This window comes from Aliifodinibius sp. S!AR15-10 (genome assembly GCF_031569985.1).
Lineage (GTDB): Bacteria > Bacteroidota > Rhodothermia > Balneolales > Balneolaceae > JAMQKA01.
The window spans coordinates 76,402-99,583 of the sequence record NZ_JAMQKA010000001.1 but is presented as its reverse complement, the minus strand read 5'-3'; the positions used below and the strand labels follow the sequence as shown (position 1 = coordinate 99,583).

The following is a 23,182-nucleotide window of genomic DNA, read 5'->3' as shown; positions in this document are numbered from 1 at the left end:
TCGGTCAGATAGACTAAAGCAATTAGACCATGTGATTGGATAAAGTCGGGATTTAACTGAAGCCATCATTAATAAGCTCTATCGCCTTTTTACTGTTACCTGCATGCCAATGGGCAAATCCCAGCTCATTATACACGGCAGTTGAAAGAGGATCAATTTCAAGTATCCGACGACATATTTTAATTGATTCTTGAAATCGCCCCATTGAAGTAAGAAAATTTGCATACAGTATCCTTGCGAACGTGGTACTAGGACTTAGTTCAATACCCCTTTTGTAGGCTATTTCAGCAGCTTCCCAATCCCATTCATAAAGGTGTTGAATCCGTGCAAGAGCTATATGAGCATCAGCAACTGTAGAATCTAGCGTGAGTGCTTGATTAGCAGCTTGCTTTGCCTTGGGATAAACCTGGCCTGGTGGGACTAATCCATGCCAACTCCCTTTCAGTAAATATGTCAAGGCTAAACCGGCATAGGCTTGGGGATAGTTTGGTTCTATTTCGATTGCTTTTTGGTAAGAATCAAGGGCCCACTGGAATGCATTATCGTTGAGCTGTGTCAGCTGGTAATTTCCTTTAAGCCATAATCTATCTTGTTTTCAGTTTTCTTGGGGCTAAATTTCTTCTCTGTTTTTTCTACCACATCTTCACTAGCTGATCCAAGAGACTCCGTTTCTTCTTGGTATTGATCGATAAGTTTCTCCTGATTACCATGGTTTATTTTTTGTTCTATAGTCTTTGTATCGATTTCTTCAGAACTGGAAAGAAGCCTTTTGTAAACTTCTGTAGTGTCCCTAGATGGCCTAACATCAAATTCTTCCTTTAAAACGTTAGCACACTTACGATAGGTTTGTAAGGCACTGGCCCGGTTATTATCACTGGCATAAAGTTTCATTAACCAGCGCCATGCGGTCTCATTTAGAGGATCATGTTGAATGAATTTTTTTGCATAATAAATGGCTTCATCGAAATTTCTATCATTTTCCAGTAATTCGATTAGTTTCTGCAAGGCAGATTCATATGCATGTTTCAAGCGGACTCGGTGATGCTCGATCCAGTCTTCATAATATTCTGGCAAAAGTGGACCCTTGTAAAGGCTTATTGCTTTCTTTAAAGCTTTTATTTGGTGGGTGTCCTTTTCTTTTTTAACCTGTTTGGCTTGCCTTACAGACACCTCAAATTTGGCTACATCTGATATGGATGTGACTTGAGTGTTCCACTGAAGAGACTTGTGATCGACAATTAAATAACGTTCGGCTTCAGGAAAGACATTACGTAACAGATGTAATTGGTTACGAAGGTTGGCCAGAGCCTGTTTTTCAGAACTATCGGGCCAGAACTGAAAGGCTAGATACTGACGAGACTGTCGAGAACTCCGATTTAAAATAAGGTAAGCCAAGATTTGCTGAAGGCGAGGAGAATCTAAATCAGCAATCTGCTCACCATTAAATTTTAGACAAAACCCACCAAATAGATTGATATGTAGTTTCTCAGGCATCAGAATTCCATCTGATGAAATTGCTCGATTTAATACCAAGTACTTGAAATTAAATTACTTATAATAAGTAAATCAGCCTTTCACACAAATGCCATTATTTATCTTAATTTAAGAATACCCCCCGGATGTCCAACGGTATGACCAGCGGAAGGGAAAACGCCTGCAGGTACACTTTGTGATCTGCTGCGACGCGACCGGTATTTTCATTTGTCTATGACGTAGATAAGATTATCTAATTACTACTGTAGAGTTTGACGATCAGATGCTGTTCGATGAGATGGATATCGATGTGGAAATCAGGTGGGATGGCTTATCCGGATCAAGGGTTAAGTCCACCAAGTAATTGCTGCGTTATAATTAACTAGGTAAAAAGTATTTGGGATCTACTGATTTCGAATATTAACCTCCTGCTTAAGACCGTTTATTTAAGGTTGTATAATCCAAACTCCAGATGGGAAGGACAACACCTGAAAAAAGTATCCGATGTAGTCTCCCATGGTTGCTCCCTTCTGTTCCACCTTCCGTTTTTTTAATCTTTTGCTATTAAAGGTGTTAGAAAGAAGTATTTAGAAGTAATACATATCCGAAGGAATATTTACGATACAGTTTTATTACGTAAACAAGGAAAGCAGTAGTAATGCGATCCAAATAATGCTAATGGATATATATAGAAAATAGGTTGCATTTGTTGCCGAGAACACCCTGCCACTGGGTCTGTGGTCTGTCATCAAGCGAAGATATGTTATCTCTTCTTCAATTTTTTTACTCCGCTCAACAAACTTTTTCCAGTAGTCTACTGAGCTGCGTTCCATCAAATAAAATAAAACGCCAAATATAAAACCAAGCATTGGAAGGACCCAGTTACTCATTGTATCTGGTTGATTAAAAAAGGCATCAAACATAAATCCACTTCCTGCAATAAATACTGTAAGCTGGGCAAACCGCTTGTTTCCAAAGTAGCGAAGCGATTCACGAATTTCTTTCCATTCTTCGAGGAGTACTTTCGTCTTTTCATTCATTCCATTGACCTCCTATAGTTAACCGCTGGTTAAGGTTTCATTTGTCTCACAAGCTTGCGCAGTAGCATCGAATCAAACTGAATATTTTTAAAAATTACTCCGTAACTGCTTAATTCGAAACTAAAAAGGCCGAAAAAGATAAAATAGGAATGAGGATCGGGGGCTTATTTCACTTCATTGGTTCTGCAGCTGAAGGAACCGTACGCTCCGCGTCTGATCCTTATTGGTGTGTTGGGGCACAGAACGTCTAGCTGGAGTACCGACGCAGATCAACAGTACCAAGCTATGCTATGGAAGGATCGAGAGGATTCTTCAGGTAAAGAGCAAATCTTGAAAGGGGTTACTCAGTTGCAGTTTGTTTGCCGTATAAAATTCGTTTCGTCACAACAATAACAACGGTTATCAATACGGCAATCCAAAACGATTCCTTTACTGCATCAATAGCATCGATGGTTCCACCGAAAAAAAGATAATTGATCAGTGGCCACAAAAAGGCGCCGATAAAAGCGACGAGAAATGTGTTAAGGTTTTTGATGTTTAAAAATGCCATAATGAATAATTGGTTGCTTGAAATATCTGACGGGCTCATATGAAAGATCGAGCAGGAAATGATTACTCCACCCCGGGATTATGCTGGGCTACCCTTTGAAAGGACTGTATTAATAAGTAATAGAAAAAGATCAGTACAGCAGTATAAAGGCTTAGAAAGACAAAGTCTTGAACGGTCTTGTTGGATGATGCTCCACCGAGCATGAAATACCCGAGGATTATTGCGGGTGTTATGCAAAGAACTAGAAACAGGACTAATCGTATGCCGATTACGAAGTACAGGGCCATGAATCGTTTAAAATAATCCTGGTTATCTCCCTTCTTGTTCACTTTAAATGTGAGGTTCAGGCCAACAATCGTGATACAAAGCGCTATTGCCATGTCAGCATACATGAAAATGTTGTAATTGTAGCTGTCACCAGTCCCGTACGAACCTATTCCAAATAAAATTACATTGGCCAGCAGGTAATAAAACCCTTCTTGATCTGAGACATTACTTTCAATTAACCTGTTTTCGAGGTCATGTAAATCAAACCAGTTCATAGCTATTCTGTTGATGAGTTGTGTTTTGTTTGATGATGTTTTCTGCTCAATACCCCGGTATTTTAGCGGCGGGGCCAACGTGTTGTATGTATACTTCTCAATGGAATGATCTCTTTAAGAAATGGCGAGCAGTGGCATCATGTGCTGGGTAAACTGCTGCCATCACTTGACGAATCACTATTAGTTAATAAAGAGGAGCGGGAAAGACAAACGAGGGGAATTAAGAATGAAGAATGAAAAATTATGAATGATGAATTATTCGAGATTATTTCCAGGCAACTTGGCCTTCCGAGTCCAGAGAATTCCTGCGCAGACATTACCATTTGCCAAAGCATTAAGAGAGGGGACTTAGTAGGAGTGGTGGGCCATAGGGATGAGCATAATGTAGGAGTAAGTGAAGCACTCCGGCATTTCCCACCATCAGATCGGTTGTGAATGTATTGAAGATAAAACAGAGCCCTGGTCTGACGACGGGTGTAGTGTATGGAACCTAAATCCGCAAGATGCTGGTTAATTCCGTTTTGTTTATCTCCAACTGAGCAATAATTTTATTGATAGTCTACGAGATGCTGATCATGAGATTATTCATATTACGATCATATACCGTAAAGCCCAACTTAGTTCTAGTGAATGCGGAGCAGTACTTACGGTTCAAGCCGCGACTCGTGGTGATGAGCCTCCAACCACTCACCGTCCCGCCAAACCCAGACTGCGGTGACCCTCCAGGTGCCTTGTGTGTCACCGAACGAGCCGTTTAGGTAGAACGTGGCAACTCCTACATCGCCGTAGATCTTGGCTGAGAAGTGTCTCATCATTACTCGGACATCTACGAATTGAGGTTCGATGCCCATTCGGGCTGCCGTCTCTTGAAAACCAGGTTCCCATAGTTGGTTACCTGCATTGTTGAAGTACGAGAATTCGGGAAGATGGTGCGAGAATGCCGTCTCAGAATCTCCCTGGTTGATCGCTGCGTAATGCTCCTCGATACGTATTTTGAGGCTTTCGGCGTCTTGGGCGACTGCCGGATACGTAACTGCAAGTAGTGCGAAAATGACAAGGATTTGAGTTAAGATTTTCATGACCTTCTCCTTGTTAATTAATATTAATTTTTATTTGGTTTATTTAGGAGCATCGACATATGTAAATACATCAGTTAACAAGTGCGAACTGTCTTCTAAACTAAAATAGTTTTTCACCTGTGGCATCCGAATTCCCTCTAACTCAAGCTCACCAACGGCAACAAAATAACCTGGATATAATCCCCCCTCTCTTTTGAAGCCATGCATGGCGTAAGTATCTACATCAGTGTACATAGTAAAAATCCCTTCCCAGTAGGGATGGCGCACTTCCTCAGATTGTCCGATCAACTGTAAAGCATAGCACTCTCGTCCTTCAAAATTGACTTTCTCAACCAACTCCTCCTGTATTTTGAGACCCGCAACTTTTAATTCCATGGGTAAACCAACATGAGCGGTATGATGCTCTTTGAATAAAAAGGCGCTCTCACATCCTATATTGTACTGATTAATTTGCTCCTCGTTTACATTTTCATCACCATTGACAGCATTAAAGCATTCCCCTTTTTTGACACCTTTCACTGCCTTCGAACTTCCTTCGAGCAGGGTCGACTGATAGAATTCATCTGGATTATGGATCTCTAACTCTTCCTGGCTAAACGTTCCATTGGAAAAAGTGGTTACCATATGGATCTTACCTGAGAAATTTGACCAGTTATGATTAGGGTCATGATAGTTGATAGTCCTTTCCCAAAGTTTTGATCCACTGATAGTACTTTCTGCCATAGGTTCTATTGCTTGCGTAGAAAACGCCTCCACTTCATTTTCTCGGTCGACATAATTAATCGTTGTGACCAGAAATATCATACTAGCGATCGTTCCTATAAGTGTTTTCGTCATTGACTCTCCTATTTAAAAGTTTTAGGCAGGCCGTCAGTAGAATAGCAATGGGTTTATAAGATATGTTATATAAAAAAATTAAGAATTCAGATTAAGTAATTCTATTCCCAGAATCGGCAAAGAATAGGCAAAACCGTCAGATTTGACACACTTGATGTCTTGTGCCAACTGAAGGTGTATTAATGCCCAATTCTTGACGCTGTAATCCCCTGGACTTCGAATCCACTGGGAAATCCTTTTCATCCATTTTATCGCCTCCGTAATTGCCCGCAAGCTAATGTTTGATTTGCCAAACGACCTTACGCTTAACGGGCCGCAGGCAAGGGTCTATTCAATTCCATTTTACTGTTTGGCTCCAGAAAACCAACGGACACCCCAATGCGGATCCATCCAGAAATTGATGAATCTGGGGCTGTATCAAGTAGAAATTTATCATGGATGTACGACATGATTTCTCTGAGTCAGGAACCCCTCCTGGGGTGGTGGACCGTACCAATACCCCGCGGACTGGGTAGTCTCAAGAATCTAAAAGTAACCGTAGAATGTTTAGCCCGTTCGGCTTCTATGGGGTAAACTCGTTTAATACGCGAAGTGACTTAACATTGAGTCCATCTTCTTTCATGGCTTGTTTTGCTTCATCCGATGCCATAAAAGTTTGAAACTTTTTCATATCCGGGACATCAAGGATCAATGCCGTGGTGTTGGGATTGTCTGCATCTCGGAAGGTACGTGCTTTGACACCTATTTTAGCAAACATCTCGTGTCGGCTCCCTGCCGCTTTTTTCCATGCTTTTGCCCAGTGTTTCCCATCCTTAACCTCGTGAAAAGCGATTACTGTTGCCATGAGTACTCCTCCTTTTAATAGTATGAGATATGAAGCAAATCATCGTTTTCTTCATAAGGGAATATTCAAACAATCTACCTATTTACAGGTTCACTTCCTACTGGGTAGCCATACCTGTGAACCGGCGTAATAAATGTTTATGAACTTACAATTCAAACTAGTCATGTGAACGTAACCTTGTGTATGTAGGTCGCTGTTTAAGTTCAATGAAAACAGTTGATTGCACAAGATCTGACCAGTTGGATCAACCAACACCAAAACAATCTCATCCGATTTAATTTAATGAGACTAACCCGAATAAATAACACAAGGTTATAATGAAATCTGCAACTTTGATCATACCCACAATCCTGATAAGTATCTTTCTATTGGCATTTATGCCGGTCCAAACAGCCGATAGTGACCATCACAACAAAATTGTAAAACTGGCGTCCGATGCGGATAATTTATCCACGCTGGTAACGGCAATAAAAGCCGCCGGCCTGGTTGAAACATTGAATGGTGAAGGTCCATTTACGGTATTTGCACCAACTAATGAAGCGTTTGCCAGCCTACCTGAAGGTACGCTTGAATCCTTGTTAAAGCCCGAAAACAAGGATAAACTGACCAGCATACTTACCTATCACGTAGTGCCGGGCAAGGTTACCTCGGATGCACTCAAGGATGGCATGACGGCCGCAACGGCAGAAGGGTCCGATATTATGATCTCTTTGGGTGATAATGTGAAAATTAATGAGGCAACCGTTTTGAAGGCCGATATCCAGGCTTCCAACGGGGTGATTCATATTATTGACTCTGTAATCATGCCCCCGGAAGATTCCCCCGATTCCTCGTACTAAATTCCTTTGGATAGGTTCAATAGCCCGGTGTTTGTACTTGACACCGGGTTTTATTTTAGGCCTTCTGGCTTAACGGGTTATCCCCTTATTCCTTCCTTTTCGAGGAGTTGTCAGTGCCTCCATTCGTAAACTGCGGCTATTGCAAGACCAACGGTTAGCAGTACGGCCAGCCAAACGGCCATCTCTAACACCACCAGCAGGACCGGTTCGTGCATGACGTTCCAGGGGAGATAAAATTCGAACCAGGGCACCATCAGCGCCCACGCTACCAGGCCGAACTGCAATCCCTTGCTCCACCAGGGCTTCCCGTGAAAGGCCCCTCTTATAAAATGGTAGACGATGCCGTAGAGGATCCCGATGGCAAGCAGTCCCGCCGGGAGAATCCACCACGCACCGGCGATGTGTGGCAATGGCTCGATTTCACCAAATACGGCTAAAAACTTTTGGCTCTGGTATTCCGGGTTTGCCAGGATCGCCTGTGCAGGTCCAAAGAATAGGGTCATTGCGCAGAGCCAGGCCAGTCCGCCTGCAACTCCTGATAGGGCTGCCCTGAATAACGCCGGTGGTTTGGTGATAGGGGACATATTTAAATCTGTTTAATTGTTATGGTATCGGTGTAGCTGCTGCAACCCGGAATGCAACTGTGGCTACAAAATAAGAAAAGGATTATTAAATGGGTCTTGGTCGTTTCTGTTTGATAGCTTTCTCAAGATCTAACTTCTCTCTCTTGCCATGATGATGTACAAGTTAGGTACTTGTTTGTAATGGGTTTATTTGTAGATTATTAAAATCTATCTAGTTGAGAGATATAAAAAACAATTAAAAAGAGGGAGTCATGACATGGCATCACATCATATCTCAAAAGTATACAAGTACCTCGCATTTCTCGCCTTCACTCTGCCGTTAGTAGTACTTGTGGGTTGTTCTGACCAGATTCCAACAGTTGATAGTGGCCAATCATTATCAAAAGTGGATGATATAGTAGCCGGTAATAATATTGGTAATTCTCCCAATCAGAGACTTATAGAACTCACTTGGGTGGGAAATAATGAAGTATGGGAAATTATGTTTCCCCATGATATTTTAATACATGGTGAGCTAAATCCTTCCCCTAAGGTATCTCCATCAAATGAGCATGCACATCACCCACTCTATACTCTGGCTCCAATAGACCCGGCTAATCCGCATGGTACCTCGCCAGTTATTGGAGATCATGACCACGTTGCGCAGTTACCTCCAGGTAATAAAGGTAACTTTTCTGCCAACTGGCAAGTTTTGTTTGTGGTTGATCCATCCGAGCTTCCACTAGAGCCTCCGTTTACTGACGATTTTGCCAGTGGGCTTACCAGTCTTGAAGATATTCAAAATGCTTTAAGTAGTGGAGACGCAATACTAATTGATCCTGGGGTTGTCTTTTTTGGTACGTTGCGACCTCATCATGGCCACTAAAGAAGTGATTAATTAGAAGTAAGAAGTAACGGCAGCTGGATTTAAAGCTGGAATCTGCCCTCGGTAGTAACTGAGGGCAAATTTTTATTGTCCAATAAAAAAGCCCGACTCCGAAGAGCCGGGCTTCTCAATAATGATTTTATCTGAAATAGATTACTGATTTTCCTCCAGCGTTATGGTGCCAATGTCGGTCTCTTCTCCTGCTTCAACAGTGGCATTTACCTGGGTGTCCATATAGTCTTCATTAGCTGGATCAAACAGTACCTCGTAATCGCCGGGTTCCAGTCCCTGCAGCAGGAATGAGCCGTTGTCATCGGGCTGTGCCGTAGCCACCGTATCATCGTCCATCGTGGCGAAGATACTGGGATCTGCCTCAACAGGTTCAACGATTCCGGAGATGGATCCGGTTTCCATGTCATCGCCCTCACTGACAAACGCTTTCAGTACGGGCTTAAGGATAAACATGCCGCTCTTGCCCGCTTTGTGCACCGAACGGGAAGCGTCAAAATCGATGGTTACATCAAGTTCTTCTCCTTCTTCAAGCTCGGTCTTGAATTTGATTTTATAGCCTGAAGCCTGTCCGCTGGGGACTTTCAAGTCGTGAGTAGAACCGTCAATGACGACATTGTTATTCCCACCCAGCATCAGCCGCAGTTCCCGGTAGGATCCAGGTTCCAGTTCGGCAGAAGCCAGCAGGGTGTCCACGCCATTTTGGAGTTCAAGCAGGTTTACGTTCATCGGTTCCACCGGCAGATCTATCCATTTCCCGTCTCGTTCCGGGTTTGGGTCTACGGTGTCCGAGGTGGCAGGCGTATAGTGGATACGGAGTCCCTGGACATCAATATTAACCTCCTCGTAGTCGGCGGGGGCATCGGTCAGATGTACATTAAGCTTAGCCTTGTCGGTCTGGGTGCCGCTTGTATTTATATCACTACATGAAACGGCGATAAAAGCAATAAGTGCGACTGCAAATAGGCCTTGCAGGGCCTTGTAAATAGTAGATTCAGAATTCCAAATACTCATAAAAATTTACCTCTGTGTTTTAATTTATTAACAAGTTACTTTTCGGTTACTTCGTTGGTTTTTGTTTGATTAATCATCATCGCCGTCCTCCAATTCTTCTTCGTCAACTCTTATCTCCTCAATACTATCCTTGAATTTGGCACTGAATTCCAGCAGTTCTCCGTGCTCATCCCAGTCGTATTTACCAAGATTGATGACGGTTCCATCTTCCTGCTGCAGCCACCGGGCGGGATTGATATTGACAGAAACGACTTTCTGCATGTTATCATCGGTGACCTCAAGGGGCGGTTCGAACTCGTGCTCAATCTCAATTTCCGCTTTTGCAAATATCTTGAATGGATGAGGATCGCCATCGGTGGGAGTGAAGGTGCCGGTTATAATCATGCTGGCTTCGTCCGGCCACTCGGGGAACTCAGATCGGATGGAGTCGGCCAGTGCCTGGTGCTCCTGTTCTTCTCCTTCTTCCTCGTTCTCGAAGTCCAGGTCCTTGACCTCAAATTCGATTTTCTTATATAGTCCGGCTCCAATTTCGTCATTGGCCAGGCTCAGTGTATCCTCATTCAGCGGGAGGTCAACAAAAAAAGGCTCGGCTTCAAACTCTTCACAATCCGGCCCCTCTGAAGTATCGGCCTCAGCGCACCCGTCATCTTCATATTCGAACTTAAATTTTCCCACGATGAACCGTATATCATCAAGTTGGAGCGAACCGTTTGATCCATCAACAATTACAGAATCATGGTCAGACGCCGTATAGTCAGTCGAGAGGGCTTTACTATGGGAGCCGTTAACAGTTTTAAATTGCAGCTTTACATTTCCCGAACCCTGGTCGGGATTGGTACCAGAACTGGTTGTATCACAGCTGGAAAGGATACCAGCGAAAAATGCGAGTGCAATTAAAGGGCAGAATATTCTTTTAAGCTTCACTGCAAATAGGGTTTTTAATTAGAAACTTCTTGCTTGACAAAAAGTGTGACGACCGAATCAGCTAATGGTTACAGGATTTTTCTTTCCATTTGATTTGCAGTGTTCATACCCGTTTACGTATCTGAAGTTCCAGCTAGTAACGGGGCGATTCAATGGGCAGAGAGTTGGTCTCCAAGAATTGAACAGGAATAGCACAGATATGCGATTTATGGTTGATACCACGATCTGCTTATTGGGAGTAAGCTTGAAAATAAAGAGGAGCCCCATGAGCATTAAAAACAAACTATACCTGAAAATCCTTGTTGGAATTATAGTAGCGGTCATCTTTTCTGGCTGTTCCCAGGGAAGGATACTCATTGAAGGTGAATATGGATCGGTGAAGATCTACAAGCAGGAGCGTGTTAAAAGGCACAGCCATAAAAAATCCCACCCGGTCACATGCCGCCTCCTGGCAAATGTCGGATCTGGCATCCTGGCGTCCCGCCGGGCCATCAACCTCCTCCGGGCAACTGTCACCGGCTCGCTAAACGCGTGCCGCACGGTGCCTGGCTTATACAGGGTTAGAAAAAAAGTAGGTGTTCATTTTTTGAGCGATCAAAAAAATAAACGAAAAAATGAATCGCCGGCACTACTACGCGTAAGGCTTCGTACTACAAGCTGAGTAAAACCTGACCTGAAGGGCACTCCGTTCCACTAAAAAATCACAGATTTTTTCTTTACGCTTCACTTCGTTTCCTTCCGGGCGGTCAGCTTTTCAAGGCCGGAAATGGAACGTTTCCAATGAATGCTTGCCGACCTTTCGACCTTAGACCTTCTGACTTTTGACCTACCCAAAATGATTTCTTAACGCTCCGGCTGCGCTCACTTTTCCAGCGAAATTTACATTAGGCCGGTATGGTCAAGGAGTAAGAAAGTCCCACTGAAAAAATTAGTTGTTAAGCTCCTGCCTTGCAAAACCGACTGTTTCCCTGTATTGCTGGGGCGAGACATCGGCATTCTTTTTGAAAAAACGGCTGAAATAATACTCATCGTTGAACCCCAGGTCATATGCGATTCTCTTAATTGCTTTTGATGTAAGATAAAGCTCCCGTTTGGCCTCAATGATGATACGTTCCGATATTAGATCAGTTAACGTTTTGTTAAAATAGTTTTTGCTGACTTTAGCTAGCGTGCTATAGGAAGTATTGAGCAAATCCGCATAGTCACTGGCCGTGTGTTTGGTCTTGTAATGTGTTTCTATCGATTCCTTCAGTTGTTGAACTACAAATGGCTCCGTGCCTGATTCCGGTTCTTGATCTTTGTCGAGCTGTTCCTTTTTAATCCTGGAGGCCTTTATCAAGATAATCTTCAGATAGGATATCAGTATATCGTGTTGTGCCAAGCTGGTATCTTTCATTTCAACTTTCAGTTCATTTACAATGGCCAGCAGCTCTTTTAGCTCATTTTGTGTAACATGTAAGAATGGAGCCTCATAAATATTATTGAATAATACCCCATTGCAGGCCACTTCCTTGTGATGCTTATGGATGCAGAAAAAATCCGGGTGGAAATTAATAACCGTGCCAGTTAAACCTGATGCTTCTGCAAACATAAATGGTTGATAAGGCGAAAAACAGAGTAGCATCTCTTTATGAATCTCATATTCTGAAAAATCGACTTTTAATATTCCCTTTCCCCCGGTAAGCAGTACGAGGGAGTAATAATTCAAACGTTGTATATGGTCGAATTGGCTGCCGTCGTCAAACGAGTAAATCTTAAATGCGAGATTACCATTATGTGGGTTTGTCAGAGTAAAGAAAGTTTGCATGAATTTGAGAGATTTGAATATGCTTCAATTTGTATTTCTCAACTGATCAACTATGGCCTGAACTGTTTACTGAAAATAATGAGTTTCAATGAGCTGTATTCTATTCGGGTGCCACTTTTGCGTTAATGGTACCTTTCATTGAGGGGTGATAACGACAGAAATATGGTTGAATACCCTTGTTTTGTACAACCAGCTGGGTGCTCTTTTTGTTTTGACCAAAGTCGGGGACGTTCCAGGATTCGTCGATTGCCGTTGCCGTATGAGGGACGATATCCCTGTTAATCCAGATCACGGTATCACCGACTGCAACTTCCAGGTAACCAGGTTGAAATGTGAATGCTGTAATTTCAATAACATGCTTGTTGGATGAAGATACCGCATCCGACCTGTGGCCGGGTGCGGTATCTTCAATCCATGTTGTCTGCACAAGGAGCAAGGTAGTTATGGCAAGACTTGCCAGGTTTCCATATGCCATACCTGTTACCTCAGCTTTTCATTTATCTTCTTTGCATGCTGCTCATGTACTTTAAACGTAGCCAAGGCAGATCGCAGCAGGTCCTTGAACTCTTGGTTCTGCACGGCCGGAATGAACTGGGTTTCCACGGTTTTATTCACAAACCGGTGATAATCTAACTCATTTTTAGCGTACAGGCGGTCAAAAGCTTTACCATCTAGCTGAACCAACTTTTTCTTGAACTGATCAGCATCGTCCAACAGCTGTTGACTTGTCGGGTTCTCTTTTGGTGTGGCACTTAAGCGATTTAAAAGAGCGAGGGCTTGTTCATTTACAGCAGTATGATCGCGGATCATGGTTTCTGCAAATTCACGTATTGCCGGGTCCTTTGAAAATGCGAGTGCTAAATGAGCATAGCTTATATCAATAGTTCCAGCGGTGTAGGCGATATGAGCAATTTCCATATCATCAAGCATGGTGTTGTCTTCCTGTTCTTGCGGTACCCAAAGGGACATACCGGTCAGAAAGGCCACAGTAAGAACAAGTAAAGCCGGTTTTGTTAGTGTTTTCATCGTATTTACCTATTGTTGTTTTAAGTAGTGTTATATGTAACAGGATATCCTTTTCAGCTGCATTGCCTATTCGAGATGAGACGATGTAAAGATTGGACATGCTGAGCCGAGATATCCTTACCTTCATTTAGTTATACCAGGGCCGTTTCAACCAACTCCTCTTGTGGAAAGTCGACTTCTACGCCGGCAGCATTGTTGAAGTAGTTCGTAAATATATTCAATACGGTATGTGCAATTATCTCGGCTATTTCTCCATCGTTGAATCCGGCATCTTTTAAAGATTCAATATCATGGTCGTTTACCTTGCCCTTTTGGGCTAGCAGTATCCGTGAAAAAGAAAGAGCTGCTTGCGTTCTGGTATCTTCTGCTTTCCCCTCCCTGGCAGCCTGGATTGTTTGGGCATCGATTCCGACTAATTCTCCCGCAATATAACTGTGGGCCGCATTGCAATACTTGCATCCGTTGGCATTTGCTACCGTTAGAGCAATTTTTTCACCCAATCTGGCGCCTATTTGGCTTTCACTCAGTGCGTTATTAAATGATAAATAGGCATTCAGTACCGCAGGCGAATTTCCCATAGTACGCATCATATTGGGGACACTGTTCAGTTTATTATGTACCTCATTGAAGAGTTCTTTTGTTTTTCCGGTTGCGGTGTTAGGGTCTAGCGCATTAATTCGTTGCATTTTTTTATGATCTAAAGTTCTCTGTCATTATTGACGAATCAAATTTGTGGTAATTGGCAAGGCTAAACCATGGAGTATTCTTGATAATGGATGGACAATTTTTGAGGGCAAACCTGATCGGAAAGCTAATGTGAATGGTCAACCCAGTATTGCAGCAGCACTGACCATTTTTTTTCTTGCTCATCAAAGAAGTGAAAAATCCAAACCAGTTGAGAATCTTTTAGCTGTGATAATCAGCTGGTGGAAGGAGTAGGCTATCGGTGAGGGGGACTGCACCAGTGTTTTAAGATGGTCACTCCTTCTAGTCGAGAGGAACGGAATGGCTTTTCCCTCTATCGCAGGGTGTACAGGAAGTTATTGTTTCCCAGTAAATTTGAAATATATCGATCTGTTTTGCGGTTGAGGAGACCCTTTAGGTGGTGACTGAATATGATAGTCGTTCACTGCTGCTGCCTACGTAGAACCTCTGCCCGGGCTCTTCGGTCTTGCAGAATCCGCAGGTAGTCTAGCGCCTTCTTTTCGCCATAATCTTCATAGGATGTCCGGGCCCATTCAATCGCCTTGTCCAGGTTGCCACGGATCTCCTCAATGATCGCCATGTTGTAGTGGGCACGCCCGGCAATTTTGGTATCAGGGTTCTCCGTCTCTTTCAACCAGAGTTCGGCCGCACCCTCCCAGTTCCCGGTTTGTGCCCTCCGCTTTGCAATCTCAAAGTTGTTGTTGCCCTTTACAAAATACTCCCGGGTCACCCGCACCCAGTACGGCAGGATGCTCTGGGCATAATCCATCCCCAGTTTACTGCTTATGGTTTGAACGGCCTCGGTTCGACCGGTTAGGGCTTTTACCGCCTCAGTCGGATCTATCCCGCTGCCGCTTGTAACGGCTGTTTCCCCCATCGCATATTCGTCAATAAGGTTTCTGCCGTTGTTGTCATAGATTCGCCAGCCGGTTTTAATGGTGGTCTCTACGGTGGCGTAATGTTCAAGTGCGGGCACTTCCACACCCAGCGGTCCCTTAAGCGTCACCTGTTGGGTGCTGTAGCTGATGCCTGAATCGGTATCATAAAACTCGAGAGAAAACAACCCATCCAGGTTATGCTCGCTGCAAATTTTATTAATCCTGTCCCATCCCAGCGGTGCAGGGAAAACGCCAAAGGAGGGATTCCCGAGATGGTCTGCTTCTTCTACCAATTGAACCTGCACCCGTTCATTTTTGGCGAGCTCGTTTAACAGCCCGTTGATCCCGGCAGCCGCCCCCACGCTGTCCAGCTCGGCCCCTTTCACCGAGAAGATACGGTCAATGGTTTCCAGTACTCCGCTGTCATCTTCGGTCAGCGTGCGGTTGATGATGCCGACCTTTTCCATGTGGGGAGGGAGATCCACCGGCGCCGGTTCCTGTACTCTCATCGTTAGGTTATCGGTTGCGCTGCAGCCAACAAAAAGCAAGCAGGCTGCCAGTATGGAAAGGGTGAGATACCTCATAATATTTTTGTTGGTGTGAATTTCGCCGTTTTTAAGATGATACTAAAATATTACTGGCATACCTCTGGTTTTTGTTAACGCATTTACCAGTTTCAAAAAGTGCTATTATGTTATCCTGAACTTGTTTTAGGGTCTTGCAAGGTCGATGAACGCTGGTAGTTAAACCGAACTTAACAACGCTACGGTTCCCCGCGAGTTCCTGCATCGGGGTGCAGGATGACAGCATGCTTGATTGCTTGTAACTAACCCCTAAACTTGCGTTATGTCAATGTATTTCTATTACCGAACTTGAACAAATCGGGATTCTCCATTGCTATTATACCCTGAGGGGTTGATGAGTCGCATCACATATTCATGCTAATTTGCGATTTTGGACAAATATATCTTTTGGCTTGGCCGTTCTCCGGGTGAAACCATTCACAAAACCCGGATGCCTATGAAGATGCCTGCTTTGTTACTGCCCATTTCTTTCCTGTTTCTCACCTCCTGCATTGTCAAAGAAGGTCCGGTAGGACCACGTGGTCCTGAAGGTCCCCAGGGACCGGTCGGTCCGGTGGGGCAGGGGTTTGAGGTACAAACCAGCTTTAACCGGTCCAACGACTACAGTCAGATTTTTGCCTTTCCCAACAATGCAGAGGTACTGCCAACGGATATTGTGATGGTGTACCTGCTGTGGGAAGTGGATTCGGATACCGGCAATGACGTATGGCAGCCGATGCCCGTTTCTGTGTTTTTTGATGACGGCGAGCTTCAGTACGGGTTTGACCATACCCTGGCCGACGTACAACTTTTTTTGACCGGTGATACGAACCTTGAAGCGGTGGGACCTGAGTATACCCAGGACCAGATTTTCCGGATCGCCATTCTGCCGGTGGATTACCTGCAGAACAATAAGATTGACATCAACAGCATGGAAGAGGTAATGAGTGCCACGGGTTCTAGTCACCTGGAAAGGATCATCCTGAATTGAAAATACTGGTTCTTACTTGTGGAAGGTGCAGCCCACCGTGGAGGTGGACCGCACCAGTGCTTTTTAGAAAGACCTCTACCTTTCGGACGATATGACGGGAGGAAACCACAGAGTGCATTGAGGCTACAGTGGGTGTAAAAAATGGGCCTGATATTTCGGTCTACAGGAACTGAGCTTTTTACTCAGCAGGTCATCTCGAATGGAGCCTGCAGAGTGAGAGTGTTTTTGATAGGTGGGAGCGGTGTTTTTTTAAAAAAAGAATCACCACTCATCCTTTGAAAGGCGTCCCAAGGTCGGTGCTACCAGGCTGCCGGTAAACAGATAGTCCTTGGTCTCAGCAACAGTGGTAATTTTGGGGTAGCCACCGTCCGGGTCCTGCATGTTTTTAACAACATTCCCATCTCCGTCAACAGCAATGATGTGCCCGTAGGATTCAGCCTGTGGTCGGACAAAGGCGGGCATACGCTGGATCACTTTCCGAAGAAAAGGGTTGTCAGAAAGGTTGTCCAGCAGCGCATTGCGAGGCGATATCAGTGCGACCCAGAAACGGCCGTCTAGACCCGTTGACAAGTTGTCCGGGAAGGCCGGCAGATTCGAGAGAAAGGGCTCCGACTGACCCTTTTGCGGCTCCGTAAGCCAATAGCGCAGCACGCGGTAGCTACCCGTTTCATTTACCAGCAGGTACGACTGGTCGCGGCTGATGGCAATGCCATTGGCAAAGTTCAGCCCATCCATTAGTACTTTGGTGCTCCCGTCCGCAGGATTATACACCAGCAGCCGGCCATGGCTGCCGTGCTCAAAGATATCAAGAAGAGAGGCTACGTAGGTATCTCCCCACTTCAGGGCACTGAATTTTGTCGATGAATCGGTAAAGTATATCAAGCCGTTTTCCGCTATATCCACGTCGTTGGCATAGCGGATGGGAATGCCTTCCGCCGCGGTGGTGAGCTCGTTGATGCTGCCGTCTTTTGCAATTGACAAAAGGCCGAGAAATGCATCGGCGACAATCAGGTTGCCATTATTGTCAAACTCGATACCCAGCGGGCGCCCGCCGGTTTCGGCCCAGTTCTCCGGCTCGGTGCCATCGGGCTGCAGGTGCACAATGCGACCTTCATGAGTGGAGGCATAGATGTGCCCTGCGCTATCCACGGCAAGATCTTCTGGTCCGTGATTATCACCTATCGGGAGTTTCTCCATCTTTTTTAGCAGTTCGTTGGTTTCAAAGGGTCCACTGTAGCCGGGATTTGAAGGCGCCTCCCAGGACACCGGATCTATGGCGACCGGCCAAACAGAAAAGTAGACCAAAACTACTGTGATAATTAATAATAGTAACCAACGCTTTTTTCTTAGCATCTATGTGCCAATTCTGTTTTTAATTTCTGATCAATGATTGGGGAAAATACAGTTAACTCTACTTTTATCAACAGGAAAATGGAGAATGTAATTAGCGTTAGTTCGATATAAGATTTCTTAGTAATAACCCCACGCTTGGTCCCAATGCTCTGCGTTGGGACCTGTTGGGACGCTCCGCGTCCAGCAATAACCTGTGGTGCGACAGAGACGTGGTGCGTCAGAGGGGCTTCCGCCACAGAGTCACTATCCGGTTAACCATCTCGTAATAAAACGATGATTCAAACTTAACGTGCAGGATATGGGTAGGTAATACAGGTTCGTTTTTTTAAAGAAAAACAATTGACGGACCTATGAATAAACGATCTGTTGATGTTGTTGTACTTTCGGACCTCCACCTGGGCACGGTGGGCTGCCATGCGGTGGAGTTGGCCCAGTACCTTAACTCTATTGAGCCCCGCATCCTGGTGCTGAATGGAGACATTTTCGACATATGGAACTTCAAAAAATATTTTTGGCCCGACTCCCACATGCAGGTGGTCAAGTGTTTCCTCAGCATGCTGGCCAACGGCACTGATATCTACTACCTGACCGGCAACCACGACGAAGTTATTCGCAAAATATCACGTTTACAAATCGGCCCGCTCTTTGTGAAAGACAAGCTGGTGCTGGAGCTGAACGGGGAGAAGGTCTGGATTTTCCACGGCGATATTTTTGACATCACCATGAAGCACACCAAGTGGATTGCCAAGATCGGGGGGCACGGTTATGACCTGCTGATCCTGATGAACCGGTTTGTCAACTACCTCAGCGAAAAGATGGGCTATGGCAAGGTGTCGCTCTCCAAGAAGATCAAGGACAGTGTGAAAAAGGCGGTCAAGTTCATCAATGACTTTGAGATGGCGGCGATGGAGCTGGCGATCCAGAACGGCTACGATTATGTGATCTGCGGTCACATCCACCAGCCCAAGATTCGTGGCTTCGAAGGGGAGGGGGGATCGGTCATTTATATGAACTCCGGTGACTGGATCGAAAACCTGACCGCTCTTGAGTTTAACGGGCAGGAGTGGTCAATGTACAAGTACAACGAGGACAAGTTTATCAACAAGGATGAAGCAGTGGAAATACCGATTCGTAAATCTTTAAAAGAAGTAGCTTTTATAGGATGAAAGTATTATACGGAATACAGGGTACCGGACACGGGCATATCAGTCGCGCTAAAGAATTGCTGCCCGTTCTGAGCAAACAGGTAGAAGTGGACGTGCTGATCAGCGGATACAACTGTAAGCTGAACCTCGACAGCCCAGTCCGTTACCGCAAATATGGCATCAGCATGAGTTACGACAGTAATGGAGGCGTTTCCGTGCTGGAAACCCTGCGCTCCCTCCGTCCGATCCGCTTCCTCACCGATATTCAGTCGATCCCGATCCGGGAATATGACCTGGTGGTGAGTGACTATGAGCCGGTCACTGCATGGGCCGCACGGGCTGAGAAAATTCCCTCGGTGGGGCTCAGTCACCAGGCGGCCTTCCTGTCAATGAGTACGCCGCGTCCCGAAAAGCGATCGACGGTGGCGGAAGCGATTCTGCAACATTTTGCCCCGACCGACCACGCCATCGGCTTTCACTTTAAAGCGTATGACCGTTTTGTAGAGCCGCCGATTATCCGCTCTGAAATACTTCAGCTCGATCCCTCGCAGCGAGACCACATCACCGTATACCTGCCTGCGTATGATCCCGAGGTGCTGACCGAGGTGTTTCAACAGTTTGATCACTATGAGTGGCACATCTTTTCGCCCGATTGTGAGCAATACAAAAAGCACAAAAATGTACTGGTCCACCCGGTGAGCAACCGGCGATTCCTGGAGAGTTTCGAAAGTTGTAGTGGGGTAGTTACGAGCTCGGGCTTCGAGATGTGCGCGGAATCGATGTACATGGGAAAAAAGCTGCTTACAGTACCCATTCGCAACCAGTATGAACAGCTCTGTAATGCAGCAGCAATGAGTGATCTGGGCGTGACGGTATTGGATTCCATACCGGGGCAGTCCAAGGCGATAGGGCAGTGGCTGGAATCAGGGCAGGTTCTGTCGCTTGATAAGGTGGCCGATGTCGGTGAGCTCATCCCCAAAATACTTTCGCTGGCAGACGTCGAAGATTCTTCTTCATCTAATTCAGCTGGAAAAAGCGAGTGCCGGGTGGCAGTATAACGTTTCCCACATAAACCACTTAGCAGGTAAAATTTTAATCAAATTTAATGCAGCAGATGTACAAAAGAGTGCACCGCTTGCGTTAGTAAAATGCAGTTAAAGGACAGATTGTTACCTGTTCTAAATTGTGTATTCCCCACCTGTTGTGAATTAAGTTTGGTATAAATTATAAGGTGAGGAAATGTTATGTTACATGCTATACCCCAATCAAGAGACGTTCGTTATGTGTTTAAAAACATCACATATAGTTCATTTTGTTTTATTTCTTTTCATCCTGTTGGGTGATGCCACGGTCACTCATTCCCAAGCTATAACGACGATTGTCAAAGCTGCTGAACGAGAGGGCAGCAAATGGCAGCGTCATACCCCGGGAGGCGAGACATCCTGTGCCCTGGGTTCGAAGTTTCAATTTTACACCCGTGAAGCTTCACCCGAGAAGCTGTTGATCTATTTTGTCGGTGGAGGGGCCTGCTGGAACGGTACCCAGTGTAATCCATCCACTAATCCCACGCCCTATACCTACCGGCTCGGAAAGGTAAATACTAAAGCTGTGGAAGTAGATGGAATTCTCAATGTTAATCATCCGGAAAATCCTTTTGCAGATTACACGATTGTGGCTGTGCCCACCTGCACGGGTGATCTGTTCCTGGGAGATAACATAACTGAGTACAGCTACAAGTCAGACCGGGGCAAGTCAAAAACCATTACGGTTCACCACCGGGGCTATGACAACGCCATGACTACCCTGGAGTGGGCTTTTGAGCACGTTCCCGATCCTGATATCGTGGTAGTGAGCGGTAGTAGCGCGGGGGGAGTTGCGGCTCCACTGTATGCCAATGTTGTGGCGAACCACTATCTCAACGCCAGGGTGATTGGTATCGGTGATGCTGCAGGGGCCTACCGCAGGGAGGCTATGCAGGGAGTGGCGCTCCAAAACTGGAATATACGTGAGGTGATCCAGCAGCATACCGCTTTTGCCGATATGGATACGAATTCGCTGGGAGTTGAAGATCTGTATATCCAGGCCGCAAGCCAGAACCTGCCTAACCTTGAGCTCTACCAGGTAGACCAGGCATATGACCAGCGGCAGCGTTTTTTCCTCTCCCTGGCCGGCAACCAGAACCCTGATGTGATCGGGCTGATCACGGAAAACCACAATGAAATAAGGAATCACGACCCGGGCTTTCGCAGCTTCCTGATCGGGGGGTACGAGCATACCGTATTTACAAGTCCTCGATATTATTTCTTTGAAAGTGATAACATGTTATTCCGCGATTGGGTGCAGCGCATCCTGGATGGGGAGGAGGTGGAAAGTGTGTATTGCACTGACTGCAGTCGTCCGGAGCTCAAATACTCTGAGATTGACATCAAAATACTTGAAAAGATGAAGGAGTTGTTGAGTTCGGAGGATCGGTGGAATGCCAATGACCGTTATCCCAGGAATGAAAACTGCCGCCGTCCTTTTCGAGGACTCAGCCTGCGCTGTGCTATTACTCGTGCCTCAGAGGAAGTTGCGGAAACAAGGCGCCGGTTTCCACTTCATTATGCGTTTCTGTATGCTCTTCATGATTACAATGTGGAGTATAACGGGAACGACATCTCTGCACTGGTTCGGTTTAATAACCATCCGGGCCGAACCTACACCGATATTATGCAACTTATCAGGACGGTTGAGCTTGAAATCAGGAGTGAGGTTGGATGAAGAAATGGAACGAGAGAAATATGATTGGACTGGAACATTGCGGTAAGAATTGGAATGTAAATAAGTACCTTGAAAACATTAACAGAGATAAATCCCGATGCTATGAAAACAGACAATTCAAGCAAGATAATATTAGCCACGTTAACGGGTGTAGCGAGCGGTGTCATAGTGGGTATATTGCTGGCTCCAGACAAGGGTAGGGCTACCCGCAAAAAGATTAGTAAAACAGGCGACAAATATCTGAAAAATATCAGGAAAGATATTTCCGAGCTACAGAAATACCTTAACAAAAGAACCGAATTGGCCAAAGCGAAACTGGAGACGCTGGGTAAGAATGCCTCTAATAAGAAGGACGAGCTGGTAAGTGAAGCTAAAAGGCTGACCTCTTACGACCAGTGGACCAAGGATGAACTGTATGAAAAGGCCAAAGAGCTGAATGTGGATGGTTACTCACGCATGAACAAAGATGAGTTGATTGAAGCCTTGAAGAACAGTTAAGGTACGCTTTGCCCGGTTCAAATTTTAAAGTTTGGGTTGCCTGTTAAATTGGGAACTGCCGGTGATTTTTGTTTTGCTGTTCCCAAAGTTATAAATCAATAAACTTCGCCGCTTCTTTATCAACAAACCAAGTGACTTCTCCTGATACTGGTTTTATCAGTTGTACAGGTAGTACGTGGGGATTATATTTATTTTTGTGGACATCCCGTAAGGTTTCTGCTTTTTCCTCCCCAAAAACAGAAAAGAATATATGTCGTGCTTTGTTTAGCAACGGGGGCGTCATTGTTATACGCTGGGTATCCTGTTCGGCATTAAAGCCCGTGCTTATCCAGCGTTCATGTTCCTGGATTACCTCCGATCCAGGGAAAATTGAGGCGGTATGGCCGTCACTGCCCATCCCAAGCAGGATTAGATCGAACACCGGCTCTTCATTTTTGAAATGTTCTTTTATTATTGTCTCGTATTCGTCGGCTGCTTCTTGAGGAGGTATTTCACTATTTATTCTAAAAATGTTTTCTTCGGGCAGAGGGATATAGTTGAGTAGTGTGTCAAACGCCATTTTGGCATTGTTACGCTCATCATCGAACGGGACAGCACGTTCGTCTCCCCAAAAAACATAGGTCTGCTCCCAGGGTATCGTTTCCCGGTAGGGATATAAATGAAGGGTCTCATATAACAGTCTTGGGGAACGTCCGCCTGTGAGAGCAACCGTGAACTGACCGAGTGTATCCACCGCTTCAAGAGCAACTGTTCTGAAAGCTTTGGCCATCGCTTCACTTGCTGCCTGTTTGGTCTTGAATACTTTAATCATTGACATCCCCCTCTGGTTTGATTGAGTGTCGACACTTTAAACTAT

The 23,182-nt window shown here is 45.1% G+C and carries 27 protein-coding genes; 9 read left to right on the top strand and 18 right to left on the bottom strand.

The window, feature by feature from the left end; genetic code table 11:
- Positions 1-52: 52 nt before the first annotated feature.
- The 8 genes from NC796_RS00415 to NC796_RS00380 form a co-directional block, all read right to left on the bottom strand.
- A complete protein-coding gene (locus tag NC796_RS00415; protein ID WP_310681465.1) occupies positions 53-559 on the bottom strand; it encodes a tetratricopeptide repeat protein in 507 nt (168 codons plus the stop codon).
- Complete coding sequence (locus tag NC796_RS00410) at positions 556-1,494, bottom strand: BTAD domain-containing putative transcriptional regulator (protein WP_310681167.1); 939 nt, start codon at positions 1,492-1,494, stop codon at positions 556-558. The genes NC796_RS00415 and NC796_RS00410 overlap by 4 nt, the downstream gene beginning before the upstream one ends.
- 611 nt (positions 1,495-2,105) lie before the next feature.
- On the bottom strand, positions 2,106-2,513 hold the full coding sequence (locus NC796_RS00405; protein ID WP_310681166.1) for a hypothetical protein: 408 nt from the start codon (positions 2,511-2,513) through the stop codon (positions 2,106-2,108).
- 340 nt (positions 2,514-2,853) lie between these two features.
- Entirely contained in the window at positions 2,854-3,063 is a 210-nt protein-coding gene (locus NC796_RS00400) for a hypothetical protein (RefSeq protein ID WP_310681165.1), read from the bottom strand.
- Positions 3,064-3,125: 62 nt separating this feature from the next.
- Positions 3,126-3,605, bottom strand: a complete 480-nt coding sequence (locus NC796_RS00395; RefSeq protein ID WP_310681164.1) for a hypothetical protein — start codon at positions 3,603-3,605, stop codon at positions 3,126-3,128.
- 644 nt (positions 3,606-4,249) lie between these two features.
- Positions 4,250-4,684 (bottom strand): nuclear transport factor 2 family protein, encoded by a 435-nt coding sequence (locus NC796_RS00390; protein WP_310681163.1) that lies wholly within the window; start codon positions 4,682-4,684, stop codon positions 4,250-4,252.
- 39 nt (positions 4,685-4,723) lie between these two features.
- On the bottom strand, positions 4,724-5,521 hold the full coding sequence (locus tag NC796_RS00385; RefSeq protein ID WP_310681162.1) for a DUF6503 family protein: 798 nt from the start codon (positions 5,519-5,521) through the stop codon (positions 4,724-4,726).
- Between the two features lie 562 nt (positions 5,522-6,083).
- Positions 6,084-6,365 (bottom strand): hypothetical protein, encoded by a 282-nt coding sequence (locus NC796_RS00380; protein ID WP_310681161.1) that lies wholly within the window; start codon positions 6,363-6,365, stop codon positions 6,084-6,086.
- Positions 6,366-6,682: 317 nt separating this feature from the next.
- Here NC796_RS00380 and NC796_RS00375 point away from each other — a divergent pair, with 317 nt between their 5' ends.
- Positions 6,683-7,204, top strand: a complete 522-nt coding sequence (locus NC796_RS00375) for a fasciclin domain-containing protein (RefSeq protein WP_310681160.1) — start codon at positions 6,683-6,685, stop codon at positions 7,202-7,204.
- A gap of 110 nt (positions 7,205-7,314) precedes the next feature.
- Here NC796_RS00375 and NC796_RS00370 read toward each other — a convergent pair whose 3' ends face one another.
- On the bottom strand, positions 7,315-7,788 hold the full coding sequence (locus tag NC796_RS00370; protein ID WP_310681159.1) for a hypothetical protein: 474 nt from the start codon (positions 7,786-7,788) through the stop codon (positions 7,315-7,317).
- Between the two features lie 256 nt (positions 7,789-8,044).
- Between NC796_RS00370 and NC796_RS00365 the strand changes: the two genes are divergently transcribed.
- Positions 8,045-8,653: a hypothetical protein gene (locus NC796_RS00365; RefSeq protein ID WP_310681158.1), complete on the top strand. Its 609-nt coding sequence runs from the start codon at positions 8,045-8,047 to the stop codon at positions 8,651-8,653.
- Between the two features lie 153 nt (positions 8,654-8,806).
- On the opposite strand, the gene NC796_RS00360 is transcribed toward NC796_RS00365, so the two are convergent.
- Together NC796_RS00360 and NC796_RS00355 are read right to left on the bottom strand one after the other, a co-directional pair.
- The gene (locus NC796_RS00360; protein ID WP_310681157.1) at positions 8,807-9,676 is read right to left on the bottom strand and encodes a DUF4382 domain-containing protein; all 870 of its coding nucleotides are present in this window, start codon (positions 9,674-9,676) and stop codon (positions 8,807-8,809) included.
- 69 nt (positions 9,677-9,745) lie between these two features.
- A complete protein-coding gene (locus NC796_RS00355; protein ID WP_310681156.1) occupies positions 9,746-10,600 on the bottom strand; it encodes a hypothetical protein in 855 nt (284 codons plus the stop codon).
- 265 nt (positions 10,601-10,865) lie between these two features.
- On the opposite strand from NC796_RS00355, the gene NC796_RS00350 reads away from it, so the two are divergent.
- Positions 10,866-11,261: a hypothetical protein gene (locus NC796_RS00350; RefSeq protein WP_310681155.1), complete on the top strand. Its 396-nt coding sequence runs from the start codon at positions 10,866-10,868 to the stop codon at positions 11,259-11,261.
- Positions 11,262-11,528: 267 nt separating this feature from the next.
- On the opposite strand, the gene NC796_RS00345 is transcribed toward NC796_RS00350, so the two are convergent.
- From NC796_RS00345 to NC796_RS00330, 4 genes are all read right to left on the bottom strand, one after another.
- A complete protein-coding gene (locus tag NC796_RS00345) occupies positions 11,529-12,407 on the bottom strand; it encodes a helix-turn-helix domain-containing protein (protein WP_310681154.1) in 879 nt (292 codons plus the stop codon).
- Positions 12,408-12,507: 100 nt separating this feature from the next.
- Positions 12,508-12,882, bottom strand: coding sequence for a plastocyanin/azurin family copper-binding protein (locus NC796_RS00340; protein ID WP_310681153.1), 375 nt, complete (start codon positions 12,880-12,882; stop codon positions 12,508-12,510).
- A 5-nt stretch (positions 12,883-12,887) separates the two neighbouring features.
- Positions 12,888-13,433, bottom strand: coding sequence for a DUF4142 domain-containing protein (locus tag NC796_RS00335; RefSeq protein ID WP_310681152.1), 546 nt, complete (start codon positions 13,431-13,433; stop codon positions 12,888-12,890).
- 131 nt (positions 13,434-13,564) lie between these two features.
- On the bottom strand, positions 13,565-14,119 hold the full coding sequence (locus NC796_RS00330; protein WP_310681151.1) for a carboxymuconolactone decarboxylase family protein: 555 nt from the start codon (positions 14,117-14,119) through the stop codon (positions 13,565-13,567).
- A 46-nt stretch (positions 14,120-14,165) separates the two neighbouring features.
- On the opposite strand from NC796_RS00330, the gene NC796_RS00325 reads away from it, so the two are divergent.
- Positions 14,166-14,372 carry a hypothetical protein gene (locus NC796_RS00325; protein ID WP_310681150.1) on the top strand — a complete coding sequence of 69 codons (207 nt, stop codon included), beginning with the start codon at positions 14,166-14,168 and terminating at the stop codon, positions 14,370-14,372.
- Between the two features lie 187 nt (positions 14,373-14,559).
- Here the strand turns inward: NC796_RS00325 and NC796_RS00320 are convergent, their stop codons facing one another.
- The gene (locus tag NC796_RS00320) at positions 14,560-15,600 is read right to left on the bottom strand and encodes a DUF6340 family protein (protein ID WP_310681149.1); all 1,041 of its coding nucleotides are present in this window, start codon (positions 15,598-15,600) and stop codon (positions 14,560-14,562) included.
- Positions 15,601-16,036: 436 nt separating this feature from the next.
- On the opposite strand from NC796_RS00320, the gene NC796_RS00315 reads away from it, so the two are divergent.
- Positions 16,037-16,570: a hypothetical protein gene (locus NC796_RS00315; RefSeq protein WP_310681148.1), complete on the top strand. Its 534-nt coding sequence runs from the start codon at positions 16,037-16,039 to the stop codon at positions 16,568-16,570.
- A gap of 261 nt (positions 16,571-16,831) precedes the next feature.
- On the opposite strand, the gene NC796_RS00310 is transcribed toward NC796_RS00315, so the two are convergent.
- Positions 16,832-17,875, bottom strand: coding sequence for an SMP-30/gluconolactonase/LRE family protein (locus NC796_RS00310; RefSeq protein ID WP_310681147.1), 1,044 nt, complete (start codon positions 17,873-17,875; stop codon positions 16,832-16,834).
- A gap of 398 nt (positions 17,876-18,273) precedes the next feature.
- Here NC796_RS00310 and NC796_RS00305 point away from each other — a divergent pair, with 398 nt between their 5' ends.
- From NC796_RS00305 to NC796_RS00290, 4 genes are all read left to right on the top strand, one after another.
- The gene (locus tag NC796_RS00305; RefSeq protein WP_310681146.1) at positions 18,274-19,089 is read left to right on the top strand and encodes a UDP-2,3-diacylglucosamine diphosphatase; all 816 of its coding nucleotides are present in this window, start codon (positions 18,274-18,276) and stop codon (positions 19,087-19,089) included.
- Positions 19,086-20,126, top strand: coding sequence for a glycosyltransferase family protein (locus NC796_RS00300; RefSeq protein ID WP_310681145.1), 1,041 nt, complete (start codon positions 19,086-19,088; stop codon positions 20,124-20,126). Before NC796_RS00305 ends, NC796_RS00300 begins: the two co-directional genes overlap by 4 nt.
- Positions 20,127-20,349: 223 nt before the next feature.
- Entirely contained in the window at positions 20,350-21,828 is a 1,479-nt protein-coding gene (locus NC796_RS00295; RefSeq protein ID WP_310681144.1) for a pectin acetylesterase-family hydrolase, read from the top strand.
- A 69-nt stretch (positions 21,829-21,897) separates the two neighbouring features.
- Positions 21,898-22,326, top strand: coding sequence for a YtxH domain-containing protein (locus NC796_RS00290; protein ID WP_310681143.1), 429 nt, complete (start codon positions 21,898-21,900; stop codon positions 22,324-22,326).
- 88 nt (positions 22,327-22,414) lie between these two features.
- Here NC796_RS00290 and pgl read toward each other — a convergent pair whose 3' ends face one another.
- The gene (gene pgl / locus NC796_RS00285) at positions 22,415-23,143 is read right to left on the bottom strand and encodes a 6-phosphogluconolactonase (RefSeq protein ID WP_310681142.1); all 729 of its coding nucleotides are present in this window, start codon (positions 23,141-23,143) and stop codon (positions 22,415-22,417) included.
- Positions 23,144-23,182 lie beyond the last annotated feature (39 nt).

Bases quoted from the DNA above. Each gene is read 5' to 3' on its own strand.
- NC796_RS00350 (WP_310681155.1), top strand. From the start codon at position 10,866: ATGAGCATTAAAAACAAACTATACCTGAAAATCCTTGTTGGAATTATA.
- NC796_RS00410 (WP_310681167.1), bottom strand. From the start codon at position 1,494: ATGCCTGAGAAACTACATATCAATCTATTTGGTGGGTTTTGTCTAAAA.
- NC796_RS00390 (WP_310681163.1), bottom strand. From the start codon at position 4,684: ATGAAAATCTTAACTCAAATCCTTGTCATTTTCGCACTACTTGCAGTT.
- NC796_RS00360 (WP_310681157.1), bottom strand. From the start codon at position 9,676: ATGAGTATTTGGAATTCTGAATCTACTATTTACAAGGCCCTGCAAGGC.
- NC796_RS00300 (WP_310681145.1), top strand. From the start codon at position 19,086: ATGAAAGTATTATACGGAATACAGGGTACCGGACACGGGCATATCAGT.
- NC796_RS00315 (WP_310681148.1), top strand. From the start codon at position 16,037: ATGAAGATGCCTGCTTTGTTACTGCCCATTTCTTTCCTGTTTCTCACC.
- NC796_RS00395 (WP_310681164.1), bottom strand. From the start codon at position 3,605: ATGAACTGGTTTGATTTACATGACCTCGAAAACAGGTTAATTGAAAGT.
- NC796_RS00400 (WP_310681165.1), bottom strand. From the start codon at position 3,063: ATGGCATTTTTAAACATCAAAAACCTTAACACATTTCTCGTCGCTTTT.
- NC796_RS00305 (WP_310681146.1), top strand. From the start codon at position 18,274: ATGAATAAACGATCTGTTGATGTTGTTGTACTTTCGGACCTCCACCTG.
- NC796_RS00370 (WP_310681159.1), bottom strand. From the start codon at position 7,788: ATGTCCCCTATCACCAAACCACCGGCGTTATTCAGGGCAGCCCTATCA.
- NC796_RS00365 (WP_310681158.1), top strand. From the start codon at position 8,045: ATGGCATCACATCATATCTCAAAAGTATACAAGTACCTCGCATTTCTC.
- NC796_RS00330 (WP_310681151.1), bottom strand. From the start codon at position 14,119: ATGCAACGAATTAATGCGCTAGACCCTAACACCGCAACCGGAAAAACA.
- NC796_RS00340 (WP_310681153.1), bottom strand. From the start codon at position 12,882: ATGGCATATGGAAACCTGGCAAGTCTTGCCATAACTACCTTGCTCCTT.
- NC796_RS00380 (WP_310681161.1), bottom strand. From the start codon at position 6,365: ATGGCAACAGTAATCGCTTTTCACGAGGTTAAGGATGGGAAACACTGG.
- NC796_RS00295 (WP_310681144.1), top strand. From the start codon at position 20,350: ATGTGTTTAAAAACATCACATATAGTTCATTTTGTTTTATTTCTTTTC.
- NC796_RS00335 (WP_310681152.1), bottom strand. From the start codon at position 13,433: ATGAAAACACTAACAAAACCGGCTTTACTTGTTCTTACTGTGGCCTTT.
- NC796_RS00405 (WP_310681166.1), bottom strand. From the start codon at position 2,513: ATGAATGAAAAGACGAAAGTACTCCTCGAAGAATGGAAAGAAATTCGT.
- NC796_RS00385 (WP_310681162.1), bottom strand. From the start codon at position 5,521: ATGACGAAAACACTTATAGGAACGATCGCTAGTATGATATTTCTGGTC.
- NC796_RS00320 (WP_310681149.1), bottom strand. From the start codon at position 15,600: ATGAGGTATCTCACCCTTTCCATACTGGCAGCCTGCTTGCTTTTTGTT.
- NC796_RS00375 (WP_310681160.1), top strand. From the start codon at position 6,683: ATGAAATCTGCAACTTTGATCATACCCACAATCCTGATAAGTATCTTT.
- NC796_RS00345 (WP_310681154.1), bottom strand. From the start codon at position 12,407: ATGCAAACTTTCTTTACTCTGACAAACCCACATAATGGTAATCTCGCA.
- pgl (WP_310681142.1), bottom strand. From the start codon at position 23,143: ATGTCAATGATTAAAGTATTCAAGACCAAACAGGCAGCAAGTGAAGCG.